This is a genomic window from Psychrobacter sp. PSi21 (assembly GCF_054960615.1).
In genome coordinates this window covers 64,995-80,890 of record NZ_JBHNYR010000008.1, presented here as the reverse complement: position 1 = coordinate 80,890, position 15,896 = coordinate 64,995, and the positions used below count along the sequence as shown (strand labels likewise).

The window sequence follows — 15,896 nt, the reverse complement described above, 5'->3', positions numbered from 1 at the left end:
AAGCGTTGATTATTTAACTGATTTTGACAGCTGGCGTGACTGATAGCGGCTGTAGTAAAAAATCGCCAAACCTGGGATATAAAGCAGGAGTGACAACAGCAGGTTTTCTACCCCTGCGGCATAAATCAGCCACAGACCGTAGATACTCGCGCCCAAACCGATGGCTTTGATGCTCCAGCGCTCTGATTGAGCAAAGGCCACTTTGACCAAGTACGCGCCAACCAAAAAGTAAGGAATCAAAATCATCGAGGTGGAGATAATCACCAAGGTGTTATAGCCTTTGCCTGTCACAAAGATCATCAGCAAGCACAGCTGCACCGTCAAGCTGGTCAGCATCAGCGAGGCCGTTGGCGTGCCTTGCGCGTTTTGCTTGGTAAACACTTGCGGAAACGCATTATACTTGGCAGCGGTAAAGGGCACTTCGGCAGAATAAAGAATCCAGCTCAGATACGAGGCCAATACCGAGACGATAAGGCCAATACTGATGACCCATTTGCCCACGTCACCTGTCATCTGCGCCATGATACCTGCCATCGATGGATTACTCAGCGCCGCTACATCCATGCGGCTCATGACTCCAAGGGAGAGCAAGCTAATGGCAACATAGAGCACCAGCGCGCACAGCACACCGATATACGTGGCGCGGCCGATATCAGCGCGCTTTTTGGCACGCTGCGACAACACAATCGCCCCTTCGATACCCGTAAACACCCATAGAGTAATCAGCATCGTGCCTTTGACCTGCTCCATAAAGGGCACTTCTAACGTCGTGCCTGCACGGTCAGCGTTAAAGGTCTGTAGATCAAAGGCATAATAGGCAAAGATGATAAAGGCAATCAGCGGTAGGCTTTTTGCCAATGTTGCCAGCAGGTTGATAAAGGCGGCTTGTTTGACCCCGCGGATCACCAAATAATGCACCAGCCACAAGATGATAGACTCACCGACCAGCGCCCATAGCGTGTTGCCTTCACCAAATATAATACCGTTTGGCGTATCAATAAAGCTACCGAGCGCGGCAAAGGCCACCACCAAGTAGCCCACCACACCAACGGTCGCGCATAGCCAATAACCCCATGCCGAAAAGAAGCCTGCCAAATCGCCAAAGCCTGTTTTGGCATAGGTATAAATACCGCCATCCAGCTCAGGCTTGAGACGTGACAAATGCAAAAAGCAGCCTGCGAGGAACAAAATGCCCACGCCTGTGATGATCCATGCGGTGATAATGGCGTCCACACCCGCCACTTCGGCCATGTTTTGAGGTAAGCTGAAAATGCCTGCACCAACCATCGAGCTAAACACGATGGCGGTGAGCATGGTTAGACCAATTTTTTGTCCATTTTGCATCGCACTGTCTCTATTTGGTCAACGTACTGGTGAAATGCTGGCTCAATGCTTGAATGTGCTCAGGGCCAATGCCGCAGCAGCCGCCGATCAATGACGCGCCTTGGGTTTGCCATTTTTGTGCCCATGTCAGATACGCAGGCGGCGTGAGGTCTTCACGCATTTCATCAAGGCCATCATTGGCAGTGGCCTCTTTTGTTTGCGGCGGGAAGGCGTTAGCATACGCACCAAGTTGGATCCGCGTGGCGCCTTTGTCTTGTAGTACGCTTTGTGCTACATCAAGCGCTTGGTCGATCACTTCAGGCTGACAGCAGTTAAACAAGATGGCGGCGACATTGAGATCCGCCATTTTGGTCACGGCTTCTTTTACCGTCTCACCTGAGCGCAGGCGCGGCACATCTAGATGCTCGCTGTCCTCCAACGTGAAGGATACCCATAGCGGCTTATTGTCCGTATCTATGGTGTCTAACAGTTCGCGAACCGCAACCGACTCTGCGATCAGGCTTTGGGTCTCTGCCAGCCAAAAATCCACATGGTCATTTAGGCCATTGATAAGTGGGGTAGCGATATCTTCGACGTGATCGGCGTCAAACAAGTCAGCGCGGTAAGAGCCAAATAGCGGTGGGATAGAGCCTGCCACCTTGGCAGTACCGCCTTCCATATCGACCGCAGCACGCGCCATCTCGCCTGCGGACGCGGCCAAATCTTGTGCTTGATTGGCAAAACGCTCATCGCCAATATGAAACGGCACGAGCGCATAGCTGTTGGTGGTGATGACTGATGCGCCGCTTTGGATAAAGGCGCGGTGTACGTCACGGACGATCTCAGGCGCTTCGATCATCGCCAGCGCCGACCACTCAGGCTGACGAAAAGGTGCGCCGCTTTTTTTCAGCTCTCGGCCTAAGCCGCCATCGATGATAGTAACGGTATTTGTTAACATCATATCTTCCTTTTGACGATAAATAGTGGGCTGAATCAGCCACGGTTTGTGTGGGCAAAGTCTTTTAAGGGTGAAAATACTAGGCGTAATGATAAGCAGATGCAACCGAAAGTTTAGTAGTAATGTTAATTGATGGCTTTTGGGCTGTGATTGGCTGATTTTGGTATCGTCATGGCAAGATTTTCTTGATAAGGTCTATACAAATTGTGAGTAAATATGATGGGTTCAGTGGTTATGGGTGGTAGCTAGATATTGATGAATTGATTCTAAATCTACCTAATATATGAATAGATGTATTGGAGGATTTAATCTAGATTTCAGGCGTAATGGTCAATTTCAAGAGTCATATGCCAGATTTGATATTTATCAATATCTGGCTGTGTAAAATAACTCGTAAGTAACAGGTTAATTTTAAAGAATAGAGTCCATAAGCTATAGCTGGCGAGTGGCGTATAATCAAAAATTCAAAGGGAAGAGAAAATGAACGATACCGATCAATATATTTTGAATGCCATCAAGGTTCAGGTTTGGGGCGGGTTTGATACTCCTGAAGATGTTCAAGATTTGATTTCTGATTTACTAGAAGACGGTGCTGATGAGAGCATGCTTCGAGATTCTGTCGATATTGAGTTTAGAGAAAAGTACGAGGCTGAAAAATATTGGCCCAATGTGACTGATTTCGATAAATTGAACCAAGTCTTTCAAGCCCTTAATGCTAACGGTATTCTGTGTTTGCATAATGCAGGGTATACAATGTCTGATGGGCATGAGGATGCACATATTGCATTAAGCAAACATACGAATGGTCAGTTTTTCGGTTATGGTTTTTACCATGGACAAGATCTTGAGCGCGCTGTTATGGGTGAGGGGTTAATACTTGCTTACGATCATATCGCTGGAGACGTACCTGATAAAATCAAAGTTGCTACGAGGATTAAACAAGCGCTAGAGCAAGCAGGATTCTTCATAGAGTGGGATGGGACCGTTGAAAGCAGAATTCTTTTACCAAATTTTGATTGGAAACATCGCTCTGCAATAGAGTCAAGATGATTACCATTGTTGTGATTGTATATGCCTACTTATTTAGAAAAATTATTGATATTAAATAATATATATCATTAGCATAAAAAAGCAGACACCCTAGGTATCTGCTTTTCTATTGTTACAAAGCGGCTTCTAAATGACACTTCAAACAACCATTAGCCCTGAGGTTTAATCAAGTACTTTTCACCAGTCGCTTGTTTGCCATAAGCAGCGATTGATTTTAATTGCAGCGCTTCTTCTAGCGTGACTTCATGTGTATAGCTGCTCGAAAATGTAGTAGTGATTTCTTCTGCCACACGCTTACGCATTGACTTAACCGTTTCACTACCCAGTTTACCAAGTGCATTGAATAATAAGAATCCATTCACGCCCCACGCAAAACCAAAGTTACGGTTTAGCGTGATCGGGCCACGATCTAAGGCACCATAAATATAGGCTTGTTTAAAGGTATCTGAGCCATAGACGCTGTATTCTTCCACATCACGAGTGATGGCTGCTTCCATACAGTTTAGAATATCGCTAGATAGCTTGCCGCCGCCCACAGGGTCGAATGAAATGGTTGCACCCGTTTCGATAATCGCTGCGGTTAAATCCTTGGTAAACGTTTCACTGCTTGAGTTCACCACATATTTTGCGCCCATATCGCGCAGTAGCTTTTCTTGTGACTCTTTGCGTACGATATTGATCAGATCAATCCCATCCGCCATACAGATACGGTTGAGCATTTGCCCGAGGCTAGACGCCGCTGCCGCATGAATAATGGCTTTGTGACCTTCAGCGCGCATGGTTTCGACCATTGCCAGTGAGGTGAGCGGATTGACAAAAGACGATGCCGCCTCGGTCGCTGTGGTGCCGTCTTGCATCTCTATACAGCTTCTCACGTTTACGCAGTGGTACTGACGATACGTCCCGCCGCCGATTACCGCGACCATTTTACCCATCAAGGCTTGCGCGGCTTCTGAGGAGCCTGCGGCGATGACCGTGCCTGCGCCTTCGTTACCGACAGGGGTGTCTTTATTGACGCGTGTTTTTAGCGCGGGCATGAACTTGGCAGGGACGTCAGCGGTAATCACAGGATTGTCATCGGTGCCTGACTGGGTGGCAGTGGACATATCCGCAGCGCTAAACATGACGCCAAAATCAGACGGGTTCAATGGCATGGCTTCCATGCGTACGACCACTTCATCGGCGTTTGGCTCTGGCATGTCGATGTCTTTTAACGAGAGGGTTAAGGTGTTGTCATCACTGATGGTAGATACCAGTTGTTTGTTTTTATCAGTCATTATTTTACTCCTGCCCATGATAGGGGGCGTTATGATTGTTATGGGTTTTGATGGTATGTGGCGAGTTGAAAGTGATTATTTAGGCTGGTTTGCCTGTATTTGCTTTTGGACATGTTGCATAAATTCGGCCATATTGGCTAAGCGATCGGCTTCTATCTGCTGGGCGATGTCAGATGCCTTCATCACCTTGTCCCATTCTTTCATACCCGGTATTTCTGCCAGTACATCCCAGTCAAGCTGCGTGACAGCTGCCGCCTTGATGACGAGGTTGACATAATGCATATAGATATCAGCCATGGTAAATGTCTCGCCTGCGATCCAAGGGGAGAACTGGCACAACTGGTTTAAGGCGTTAATACCGCGAGTGAGCACTTGACGTGCTTCTTCTTTGACCATTTCAGGCGCGTTAGTATTTGAGAACATATAAGGAAGCAAGCGGCGGCTGGGCAATTCAAAATACAGTTCGGCTATCTTCATGATCTGGCGGACAAAGGCGCGCTCTGTTATGGAGGTGGGATAAAGCGGGATATCAGGGTAGCGCTCTTCGATAAAGTCGCAAATGACGCTAGATTCTGCGAATGTCACCCCGTCATCCGTGGTGATCGCTGGTACTTTGCCCATTGGACTGACCGTCAGTAACTTATCGCTACCTGCGAAGATAAGGTTTTCTTCAAAGGGTATTTGTTTATACAACAAGGCATGCTTGATGATGTTGTAGTAGTTGCTTGCTGCAAAGCCGTGCAAAGTAATCATAAATTATTCTTCCGTTATCCATGTGGGTGTTATTTTTAGTGTGATGTTTAAGTCAAACCCATTATTACTGTTTTTAATAGGGTGATATATAGCGCAAATCGTGAATCACTATTGCTTTTAAGACAATAATAACGTCAAAATAGCCAACACGTGATAGCACTAGGACGTGATAGCAAATAGTCATCATCGACGAAAATATAATGGAGATAAAGATTGGATCAACTACGGGCCATACGATATTTCAGTAAAGTTGTTGAGACAGGCAGTTTTACCAAAGCGGCGAAGGTATTTGGTGTGCCGCCATCCTCATTATCCAGACGCGTATCCGATTTAGAAAAGAGTCTGGGTGCAACCTTATTAAAGCGTTCAACGCGCATGGTCAAATTGACAGAAGTGGGGCAGGTCTATTATGACGATGTGCAGCATATACTGAATCAGCTTGAGCAAAGCAAAGAGACGATTCGCAGTTACCAAACCACACCGATGGGGCGTCTGCGCATCAGCTCGATGGTGGGCTTTGGTGAAAAAATACTGCTGCCGTTACTGGATGAGTTTAGTGCGTTGTATCCGCAAATCGTGCTCGATGTCAGTTTGAGTGATGAGCTGTCAACACTGGGGCGTGACGATGTCGATATTGCGATTCGTGGTGGCTACGCGCCAAACGAGCGGGTACTTGCAATAAGGCTCATGGATAATGAATTTATTCCAGTGGCGTCCTTAAGCTACTTGGAAAAATATGGCGTACCTGACCATGTCATGGCATTAAAGGAACATCGGGGGCTTTATTTTAAAGCGCCATCAGGGCGAACCCCTTGGTTATGCTATGTGGATGAGCAATGGCATGATGTCTCAGGGTCCGTGGTCGCGATCTCAAACAACGGGCCGTGGTTGGCACAAAGAGCCTGTGCGGGCGACGGTATTTTAATGTCTACGCGCTGGGCGTTGGCGTCCTACCTTGAGTCAGGAGCGTTACAAGAGCTGACGTTTGAGCATGAGCTGGCAGTCACTCAGCATGCGGACATGGCGATTTATCTGCTGTATCAAAAACAGCGATATTTGGTACCCAAGGTAAAGGCGGCGGTCGATTTTTTGGTAGAAAGGATAAAAGAAAAGTAGCAGGTGTGAATGAGTAGCTTAAATAAAAATATGATAATTGATTTATATATGCTAAATATTTTGCTTGTCTAACCCGGAAGGGTAAGCGCTAAGATGATCTGGTTCTTAAAGAATAGGGTGTTATGACTATAACAGGGACAAGAAATAGTTTGCCCCTGTTATGTAAAGTTATGCGTCAGCGCCGCCTAGAATTTTGTCTAGTTGCATTTCTGTCAAAACACGATCTTGAACAGGTTGTTTCGCCGCGTTAATCTCATCAACACCCCAAACTAAGCCAACAGGTGTGCGTGTTGGGCGTTTACCAGCAGGCATGTCTGCTAGGGCCAAATAAGCATCTACGACCATTTGTGGATCAGGTGCTTGATCGCTCTGCATAAATTTACCGAACTCTTCGAACATAACGGCAGGGATATTTGCCAATTCGCCATAGCTGTCCAGTATGTCTGTACGTGATGGTTGTTGTCCTGATGCGCTTAAACCTGTTGGGAAGGGGCCTGGTTGTACAATGGCAACATCGATGCCAAATGATGCTACTTCGTAGCGCAAACCTTGAAGGTAGCCTTCCAAAGCATGTTTTGTCGCGGCATAAGTTGAGAAGTATGGTGCTGAAATTTGACCAACCATGGATGAGGTATTGATGATCAGGCCGGACTTAGCTTCACGCATAGTAGGCAAAACTGCCAGAATAGTACGCATAGCGCCATAGTAGTTGGTTTCCATCTGCTCGCGAGCTTGATCAATGCTAAAGGCTTCAGTAATGCCAAGGTACATTACGCCAGCATTGTTTAGCAAAACATCAATTTTTCCTGCTTTATCTAGTATGCTTGCAATGGCGGTTTTGACAGAATCGTCATTGGTGACATCCATATCAACAACATGGATGGAATCGCTATACGCTTCTAGTTCTGTTTTAACGATAGCGTTTTTCCCTTCTGGGCCACGCATGGTGGCGAACACCTGATAGCCTTTATCAGCAAAATCTTTTACTGACTTTTGGCCAAAGCCACTGCTGCTACCTGTGACAACTATGCTTTTCTTTGTATCGCTCATTTTTCTTTCCTATTCGGTTTGCTAATTAAATACCAGTCGGTATAATAAGCGTAAAAGAATAGCGTGTCAAATTAAAATACTAGGTGGTATTAAAATGAGTTTAGATCCAATTAAGTCTCCAAGGGGGCGACCAAAGACCCTAGATCGTGATCATGTTCTAGAAGTAGCAATGAATTCCTATTGGAAAGAGGGTATAGGTAATTTGTCTCTTAATGAAATCTGTAGGAGATGTGATATCTCGAAGCCAGGTCTTTATCGTGAGTTTTCAAACGAAGATGGGCTGATGAAAGCTGTCATTCTTAAGTATCACCAAGAGGTGCTAAGCCCTGTTCAACACATGTTAAGCGGTGACGCTCCGTTTCGAGAGACGCTTGGTAATCTAGTATCATTTGCCACTTCAGTAGATGATAGTGAAGGGGCCCCAAAGGGATGTTTGTTGATAAAAATATGTGAAGCGCAGATGCATTTAGGTGAAGCAACACGAGCACAAATTGATTTGATTCAAGATCAAGCACTAGCAGCTTACAAGCAGTGGGTAGAGCATGCAAAGGCCAAAGGTGAGTTTTCTGCAGACATGTCATCTGAATTTGCCGCGACTTATATCGATGCTCAGCTAAGTAATGCTTCATCGCAGCTCGCTCGTGGTATAGATCCTGAAACGGTTAGGAAGCTACTGTTAGTCGCTTTTTCTATGCTGGGATGAATATGCCAGTCAGTTTATTGTTTCTGCACAAATAAGGCGTTTGCTTATTTAGGTAAAAGAGCGCTGTGGTTCTCCGTTATCGATGCCGAATGGCCGGTTTTATATCGAGCATTTTCACAATGGCTAGCGCCAGATAACTTTGATGAGGTCGGCAAGCAGCGAGCCCGACTGAGCGAGTTAATTCAAAAAGCTCTTCGACAACAGCTGTGAAGAGCGGCATCCATATACAGCCAAGACCACCTAACAAATGACTGCAGTGCGAATGCTGCAAATTGAGCTTTTATTTCACGTCATAATTTCTGGTTTTTCAGCATAAACTGACAATCACTCAGAATAATGACATGGCCGTCTATTTACTATATCAAAAACAGCGCTATTTGGTACCCAAGGTAAAGGCAGCGGTGGATTTTTTGGTAGAAAAAATAAAAGAAGCGTAGGGGTATCTGTTTAAATAAATAGCCTAAGCAAAAAATCGCAATCAATTCATATGGAATAACCCTTCTACTAAATAAAAGACACAAACATTTTAGAATTTTGTTGACTTTTTATCTCAAAAATACCTATGCTTCTCCCTTATTAAAAAAGACAAAAACAAGCGCCAACGACAATATTGCAAAAATATTCATCAGCCAAATGAGGTAGAGGTGCTACAAATGCCATCAACATTAAGCCGCTTGAAACATCTGGGTCTTGCGTTATCGGTATTTTATCTACTCTATAACTTGACGACGGTTTATAGCGCATCTTTGTACAGTATTGCGCCCGCAAGCGTGCACAATCTCGCCACGCCATTTGATAGCGTGATACCTTTTGTTGCTGGCATGATCGTGCCCTATAGCTGGTCGTTGATTCTATTTGTGGTGAGTTTTTTTTTGGTACGCACATCCACGCAGTTGTCTTTATTAACCTATCGACTTATTTTGGCGACGATTTTTGCCTGTTTGATTTTTTATTTATATCCTGCTCGGTTTTCATTTGATCGTCTGATACCGAACAATTGGACGCAGTTTGGCTATCGGTTTTTACAGTTGGTCGATAAGCCGTTTAATCAGTTGCCCTCGCTGCATGTCAGTTATGCGATCTTGCTTGGCGTGTCCCTATGGGATGTCGCCGCATCCAAAACACAATGGGCAATTGTGGCCTATCGAATATTGCTTGTTAGTATATGCACCTTGATTGCCCTTTCAACGGTATTGACCTACCAGCATCATGTGCTGGATGTATTCGGCGGTGCGGTATTGGCAGTGGTCGTACTGGTGCTTGCACATAAAGTCAAGAATGGCCTCGTTATCAAGCAGTTGACAGTGGGCGCGACTGGGTTTTTATTGATCGCTATTGCAGGGTTTTATCTTGCGCAAGTTTATACGCCGTCATTTGACTGGGTGGAACCCTTTGCCATTATCATTGCGCTATATTGGCTGGTCAGTTTCACCTTATTGGCCTGTGCCTATCAACAGACTACCACCATGCAGCGTCTATACGGGTTTGATAAAACCAGTAGCGGACGGTTAACCGTAGTCACTTGGATCAAATTTGCACCAATCATCATTATTTATAACGCGATGTCTTTATTGGGTCAGTGGTATTTTAGCGTCAGTAAGCAAGGACAAAAGCGTCTACTCACACCTTATGCTGTCCATAATAGGCTTCACGTCGTGGCATCATCTCGATTGACACGGGTAGGAGTCAAGAGGCAGCTAACGTATTGGTTATCTGGCAGTAATGCATCAGAGGGGGCGCAAGCGTTGGCAAAATATCAGCAATCCGTAAGCTATCGGATTGTGGTTATTGATGTCGCTGCTGAAATATCGAGCCATAGGTATCAGCTTGAGCTGGCGGCAAAAGACCTCACGGATGAGCCCGTTCATTATTTCTATTTGCCCTTATTGGATTTACAGCCATTGGATGCGGTATTGGTCACAGAGTATATTGATTTGTTTGAGCGAGTAAATGCGCTGGTAAGACCCGCCAACCATGAGCGTCAAATAGAGCGTGATCGAGCGGGTCAACTAGAGAGTCGTCCCATCACGCTTATTAATTTCCATTGTGTCATGGGATTGTCACGCAGTATCGGCGTGCAGGTCTTATATTTGCTATATTGTGGTGAGCTGACTGTCGATACTTATCAAAATTGGCTTAAGCAGCATTATCCGCACGCGCATCTCAAAGACACGTATTTGCCATTGTCATTAGCCAAGGCTGTGGCCAATCATAACGCGATAGCATAGGCAGCAGACGCGCCGCAATGTCTTGTTTCAAGACAATGCTGGGTGACAAAATACCGCAAGGTTTGCTACCATGACTGCTTTCAACTGACATCACACTAACATCACCTAGGTATCTTGATTATGGCCAAAAATGCCTTACAGGCTCAATTGTTAAAAGCTGGCTTGGTAGACGATAAAAAAGCCAAGAAAATAAGCAAACAATCGCAGCATGCCAAACGTACTGGTACGGCAGAAGACGCGGAAGTCAAAAAAGCCGTTGCAGAAGCGCAGGCCAAAAAACAAGAAAAAGACCAAAAGCTCAATCAAGAAAGACAGCATGCCCTTGAGCAAAAAATGCTGCATGCCAACATCATTCAAATGATCAAGCAGCATCAACTTACCGAGACTGAAGGTGAGGTTGTTTATCAGTTTGTTGATGGTTCAAAAATCAAAAAACTGGCCATTACCCAAAAGTTATACGATCAAATCGTGGCAGGCCATGTGGTCATTGCGCGCAATGACGCCAGCTATGCCTTGTTGCCGCGTCCGCTGGCTGATCGCATCAATGCCAAGCTTGAAGGATTTATCGTCGTGTCTAACGACAAGGCCACAGATGAAGTGGAAGAAGACGATCCTTACGCTGCTTATGTGATTCCTGATGATTTGATGTGGTAAAAGACTTAGTTAACACGACAGACAGCACCCATCATGGCCTTACGCTATGGTGGGTTTTTTATGGCGTATATTTTTTAATCTGTCATTGACGACTTTTACGCTTGTTACACTGTCCAAAATCAGATCATGATGGATATCAATGACTTATCAAAACGGGGTTAGTCTGGTTACCTTTGCTTAACAACTGTACACGCGGCTATCGTTGACAACCCAACTTTAATCTAGGCATTATATTACGGAGTGACCCTCACTAATGACCAGTCATTAAAGATAACGATCACAATAGATAGAAAGCAACTCAAAAAAACGCTTAAAGGAGCATGATATGAAAGCCGCACGTTTTTATGACAAAGGTGACATCCGTATTGAAGACATTTCAGAGCCTACCGTCGAGCCGGGTACGGTCGGTATCGATGTAGCATGGTGCGGCATTTGCGGCACGGATTTGCACGAGTTTATGGAAGGGCCTATTTTTATTCCGCCTTGTGGTCACCCGCACCCCATCTCAGGAGAGTCAGCGCCTATTACTATGGGACATGAGTTCTCAGGGGTGGTTTATGAAGTGGGCGACGGCGTTGATGATATCGAAGTTGGCCAGCATGTGGTGGTTGAGCCGTATATCATCGCCGATGATGTCTCTACCGCAGAAGGGGAGAACTATCATTTATCAGAAAATATGAACTTTATTGGTCTAGGCGGACGTGGCGGCGGCCTGTCTGAGAAAATCGCGGTCAAACGCCGCTGGGTACACCCGATCTCAAACGACATTCCATTGGATCAGGCGGCGCTTATCGAACCGTTATCGGTCGGTTATCATGCCTTTGTGCGTAGTGGCGCCAAAGAAGGCGATGTGGCATTGGTCGGCGGCGGCGGCCCTATCGGTCTGTTATTATCATCAGTCTTAAAAGCCAAAGGTCTGACGGTTATCCTGACCGAGCTGAGCGCCAAGCGTAAAGAAAAAGCCGAAAATAGCGGTGTGGCTGACTATGTCTTGGATCCGACTGAAGTGGATCTCAAAGAAGAGGTGATGAAAATCACTGACGATCGCGGCGTGGACGTAGCGTTTGAATGTACCAGTGTCAATGCGGTACTGGACTCACTCGTTGAGCTGACTAAGCCTGCTGGCGTGGTGGTGATTGTCTCGATTTGGAGCCATCCTGCAAAAATCAGCGTGCATAGCGTGGTGATGAAAGAGTTGGATATTCGCGGTACTATTGGCTATGTCAACAATCACAAAGACACCATCAAGCTGGTTGAAGACGGACTGGTCAATCTTGAGCCATTTATTACCCAGCGTATCGAGCTCAATGAGCTGATTTCAGAAGGGTTTGAGCGACTGATTCACAACAACGAATCAGCGGTGAAAATCATTGTGAATCCCAACTTGTAATCGCTATATGGGCATACCATGAGCTTGGTAGCCAAGGTCAGTTGGAAAAATAAAAAAGCGCTATCTATACGGATAGCGCTTTTTTATGACTTTTTAAATGGACAGGTGATAAACCTAAAAGGTAATCTGGATTTTATAATTTACCGTTTAAATATTGGATCTCGCCATAACCAAAACTCCAATCGACATCGGTATTGGTCATAAAGGAGATAAACAAATCTTTTGGGTCTAAATCACATTTTGTCTGAAGTCGGTCTGCCATGAGCTTACAGTATTTCTCTTTCATGGTGGTTTCGCGCGGACTGGTAAACACTTGCACGACGATGGCAGCTTCTGTGCGCTCAAAGCCCAAGCCAGTATCCAGCAAAATCATGCGCCCAGGTTTGTGCTCGGTAACAATTTGATAGCGGTCGCGCTCAGGCACTTCAAGCGCATCTACAGCACACTCTTGCGCTGTATCCAATAATGTTTTTAGCTCGTCGTCACTACGGCCTTCTGTCATATCTATGCGTACTAATGGCATGTTCTTATCTTGATATGATTATAATTATGACCAGTCATCGGCGCTAAGTTCTAGGCTTTAAGTGTGCGCGTATATCGATGACGACCATGAATATAATCATCGATAGCACCTATGCCGTCAGTAAGATTATCGTAACTATATGGTACTATTCATGAAAGTGCGCTCAGTCAAATGCCGTAATAAAACGTTTCGGCTTGAGGTATTTGTTAAATAAAAGCGGCTAAAAAAGTTATCGCTGAGACGCATTTTTTGATATCACCATGCCTGCTGCTGGTGCCGCAAAATTTTTGGCAGCCACCACGCAAAATAGCGCGCCCATCGTACTGACAACCATGCCCATGTCTACCGCTTCATGCAGTAACAATGCTGCCAGTATCAGCCCCAAAAACGGCTGTAACAGTTGCAGCTGACCCACAGCCGCAATACCGCCTAAGGCCAGCCCGCGATACCAAAAAACAAACCCGATAAACATGCTAAAAAATGACACATAAAGTAGGCCAAGCCATGCTGCCGTACTCGTGTTCAATATGGTTTTAGGCACGGCAAAATACGCGATAGGTAGCATCAGTGGTAGTGATAGTACCAATGCCCAACTGATGACTTGCCAGCCGCCCAGCGTTCGTGACAGCCGTGCGCCTTCTGCATAACCAATGGCACACATAATGACCGCACCCAGCATCCACAGCGCCCCCAGAACCGACACCTGATCACTGTGTACCGCTGCATAGCCTGCAATACATAATCCGCCAAGCAAAGCAAATAGCCAAAAAAAGACAGATGGACGCTCACCGCCGCGCAGTACCGCAAACATTGCGGTAAATAGCGGCAATACGCCCAAAAATACAATGGCTTGTGCAGAGGTAATATACAGCAATGCTTGTGCACTCAGTAGTGGAAAGCCAACCACCACGCCAAGTGCGACCACGATCAGTGCAGGCAGATTGGCTTTGGTGGGTCGCCGCTGTTTGCACAGCAGCAATATAGCACCGCCAAGCAGGGCGGCAAGCGTGGCTCGTATGGCGGTCAAAAACACAGGGTCAAAGCCCATAACGGCAAGTTTGGTCGCGGGTAGCGAACCTGCAAAAATAGCTACCCCCATAATGCCGCTAATCCAGCCTTGAGTGGTCGTTGCCTGTTTTACTTGCGCTGTTTTTATCATTATTATTCTGCCTTGTCAGTGGGGTGTCAGCTGAGCTTTATGCCGCTTGTCTGTCAGACCATTACAACAAAAGCAGACCATGCCCACCACGTACAGTCCAGTACAATAAATCCGAACTGTTTGGTCAGTTGTACCCATACAGTTTTAGATATTTTTGTCTGATAAACGACTATATAGGTTTGAATCAGCACCGCTTTGATGCGATGATTTGTAAGGCGCATTGCCACGATAATTGAATAGCGCTCATCAATAGAGCGATCAGTATAGACAGAAAGAATAATAAGGATAAACCCCTGATGAGTCATCAAATGACCCGCATTGAGATGGTTATGGCTGATGTCAAAGCCAAAATTGCTACAGTCACTTATGCTTCAGGTAGCCGCTTGCCCTCCGTGCGTGCGGCGGCATCGAGCATGGGATTCTCGCCGTCGACCATCGTGACCGCCTATGAGCGATTAGAAGCTGAGGGCGTGATTTATGCGCGTGCAGGATCAGGGTTTTATGTCGCTGAAGTCTCAAAACCGCACATTTTGGCGACTGTAAGGCCGAACTTGGATCGCGAGGTCGATCCGCTGTGGGTCTCGCGTCAGTCACTTGAGACGCCAAATGATGCCTTAAAACCAGGCTGTGGCTGGCTACCAGCAGATTGGCTTTATGAAGCAGGCATACGCAGAGGGCTACGCCGTGTGGCTCGCGGTGATGTGACGATGATTAGTGATTACGCGACGCCGCTTGGCTTGCCTGCGCTGCGTCAGCTGTTGGTACGGCGAATGGTAGGTTTGGGTATTGATGCCAAACCTGCACAGGTGATGCTGACCGAGTCGGGTACGCAGGCGATTGATTTGATTTGCCGTTTACTGCTCAGCGCAGGTGATACCGTCTTTGTTGATGATCCTTGTTATTTTAACTTTCATGCGCTGTTACGCGCGCATCAGGTAACAGTAGTCGGCGTGCCTTTCAACCAAGATGGCCCTGATACGGCTGTTTTTGAGCAATTGTTACACATACATCAGCCGCGCCTATATATCACCAATGCTGCGATACACAATCCGACAGGTGCCACGCTGACACCCGCTAGCGCCTATCGGGTGCTGCAATTGGCGCAAGCGGCTGGCACGTATATCATTGAAGATGATATTTTTGCAGACTTTGAAATCACGCCTGCACCGAGATTGGCCGCGTTAGATGGTTTGTCGTCGGTATTTTATATCGGTAGCTTTTCAAAAACGCTTTCAGCTTCATTGCGCTGCGGTTATATTGCCGCGCCTCCGGACTATATCGAGCCGTTACTCAATTTAAAAATCGCCACAGGCTTTGGTGGTGGTCAGCTGGCGGCGGCAGTAATGCTGTCTGCGCTGAGTGACAGCGGCTATCACAAGCACATGAACACACTATATCATCGTCTGGCTCTGATGCGCGCGCAGGTGATTCGGCGTTTGGCAGCCGTTGGCATCACGCCGTGGCTGGTGCCGCAAGCAGGGATGTTTCTTTGGTGCCGTCTGCCTGAGGGTCAAAGCGCCTCATTACTGGCCAATCACTGCATGACACGCGGTGTTGTGCTTGCCCCTGGCAGTGTCTTTAGTCAAGCAGACGACGCTGATAACTTTATGCGCTTTAATGTCGCACAGTCGACTGATCCGCGCATCTTTGAGGTATTGGGGCAAGCACTGGCTGTGGAGGGGTTAGGTGGAGAGATTTAATAACAGAATTTT

Annotated in this window: 15 protein-coding genes; 7 read left to right on the top strand and 8 right to left on the bottom strand. The window is 46.4% G+C overall.

All coding sequences use genetic code 11. The features are described 5' to 3' along the window. Positions 1–9: 9 nt before the first annotated feature. Together ACFI32_RS07400 and ACFI32_RS07395 are read right to left on the bottom strand one after the other, a co-directional pair. Positions 10–1,344, bottom strand: a complete 1,335-nt coding sequence (locus tag ACFI32_RS07400) for a basic amino acid/polyamine antiporter (RefSeq protein ID WP_462625878.1) — start codon at positions 1,342–1,344, stop codon at positions 10–12. Between the two features lie 10 nt (positions 1,345–1,354). Next, positions 1,355–2,281, bottom strand: coding sequence for a homocysteine S-methyltransferase family protein (locus tag ACFI32_RS07395; protein ID WP_462625931.1), 927 nt, complete (start codon positions 2,279–2,281; stop codon positions 1,355–1,357). Positions 2,282–2,761: 480 nt separating this feature from the next. On the opposite strand from ACFI32_RS07395, the gene ACFI32_RS07390 reads away from it, so the two are divergent. Then, complete coding sequence (locus tag ACFI32_RS07390) at positions 2,762–3,331, top strand: DUF6891 domain-containing protein (RefSeq protein ID WP_462625877.1); 570 nt, start codon at positions 2,762–2,764, stop codon at positions 3,329–3,331. A 149-nt stretch (positions 3,332–3,480) separates the two neighbouring features. Here the strand turns inward: ACFI32_RS07390 and ACFI32_RS07385 are convergent, their stop codons facing one another. Continuing rightward, a complete protein-coding gene (locus tag ACFI32_RS07385) occupies positions 3,481–4,608 on the bottom strand; it encodes a zinc-binding dehydrogenase (protein WP_462625876.1) in 1,128 nt (375 codons plus the stop codon). 75 nt (positions 4,609–4,683) lie between these two features. Continuing rightward, complete coding sequence (locus tag ACFI32_RS07380) at positions 4,684–5,361, bottom strand: glutathione S-transferase family protein (protein ID WP_462625875.1); 678 nt, start codon at positions 5,359–5,361, stop codon at positions 4,684–4,686. A 213-nt stretch (positions 5,362–5,574) separates the two neighbouring features. On the opposite strand from ACFI32_RS07380, the gene ACFI32_RS07375 reads away from it, so the two are divergent. Next, the gene (locus ACFI32_RS07375; RefSeq protein ID WP_462625874.1) at positions 5,575–6,477 is read left to right on the top strand and encodes a LysR family transcriptional regulator; all 903 of its coding nucleotides are present in this window, start codon (positions 5,575–5,577) and stop codon (positions 6,475–6,477) included. Positions 6,478–6,645: 168 nt separating this feature from the next. Here ACFI32_RS07375 and ACFI32_RS07370 read toward each other — a convergent pair whose 3' ends face one another. Next, a complete protein-coding gene (locus ACFI32_RS07370) occupies positions 6,646–7,527 on the bottom strand; it encodes an SDR family oxidoreductase (protein WP_462625873.1) in 882 nt (293 codons plus the stop codon). Positions 7,528–7,621: 94 nt separating this feature from the next. Here ACFI32_RS07370 and ACFI32_RS07365 point away from each other — a divergent pair, with 94 nt between their 5' ends. The 4 genes from ACFI32_RS07365 to ACFI32_RS07350 all read left to right on the top strand — a co-directional run bounded on the left by ACFI32_RS07365 (position 7,622) and on the right by ACFI32_RS07350 (position 12,502). Then, positions 7,622–8,230 (top strand): TetR/AcrR family transcriptional regulator, encoded by a 609-nt coding sequence (locus tag ACFI32_RS07365; RefSeq protein WP_462625871.1) that lies wholly within the window; start codon positions 7,622–7,624, stop codon positions 8,228–8,230. A 653-nt stretch (positions 8,231–8,883) separates the two neighbouring features. Next, positions 8,884–10,458, top strand: coding sequence for a phosphatase PAP2 family protein (locus ACFI32_RS07360; protein ID WP_462625870.1), 1,575 nt, complete (start codon positions 8,884–8,886; stop codon positions 10,456–10,458). Positions 10,459–10,578: 120 nt separating this feature from the next. Continuing rightward, a complete protein-coding gene (locus ACFI32_RS07355) occupies positions 10,579–11,112 on the top strand; it encodes a DUF2058 domain-containing protein (RefSeq protein ID WP_462625869.1) in 534 nt (177 codons plus the stop codon). 325 nt (positions 11,113–11,437) lie between these two features. Beyond that, positions 11,438–12,502 (top strand): 2,3-butanediol dehydrogenase, encoded by a 1,065-nt coding sequence (locus tag ACFI32_RS07350; protein WP_462625868.1) that lies wholly within the window; start codon positions 11,438–11,440, stop codon positions 12,500–12,502. Positions 12,503–12,635: 133 nt separating this feature from the next. Here the strand turns inward: ACFI32_RS07350 and ACFI32_RS07345 are convergent, their stop codons facing one another. The 3 genes from ACFI32_RS07345 to ACFI32_RS07335 form a co-directional block, all read right to left on the bottom strand. Continuing rightward, positions 12,636–13,025, bottom strand: a complete 390-nt coding sequence (locus ACFI32_RS07345) for a tautomerase family protein (protein WP_462625867.1) — start codon at positions 13,023–13,025, stop codon at positions 12,636–12,638. Between the two features lie 229 nt (positions 13,026–13,254). After that, positions 13,255–14,184, bottom strand: coding sequence for a DMT family transporter (locus ACFI32_RS07340; protein WP_462625866.1), 930 nt, complete (start codon positions 14,182–14,184; stop codon positions 13,255–13,257). Positions 14,185–14,237: 53 nt separating this feature from the next. Beyond that, positions 14,238–14,492, bottom strand: a complete 255-nt coding sequence (locus ACFI32_RS07335; protein ID WP_462625865.1) for a hypothetical protein — start codon at positions 14,490–14,492, stop codon at positions 14,238–14,240. On the opposite strand from ACFI32_RS07335, the gene ACFI32_RS07330 reads away from it, so the two are divergent. Further along, a complete protein-coding gene (locus ACFI32_RS07330) occupies positions 14,481–15,884 on the top strand; it encodes an aminotransferase-like domain-containing protein (RefSeq protein ID WP_462625864.1) in 1,404 nt (467 codons plus the stop codon). The genes ACFI32_RS07335 and ACFI32_RS07330 overlap by 12 nt on opposite strands. Positions 15,885–15,896: the final 12 nt, after the last annotated feature.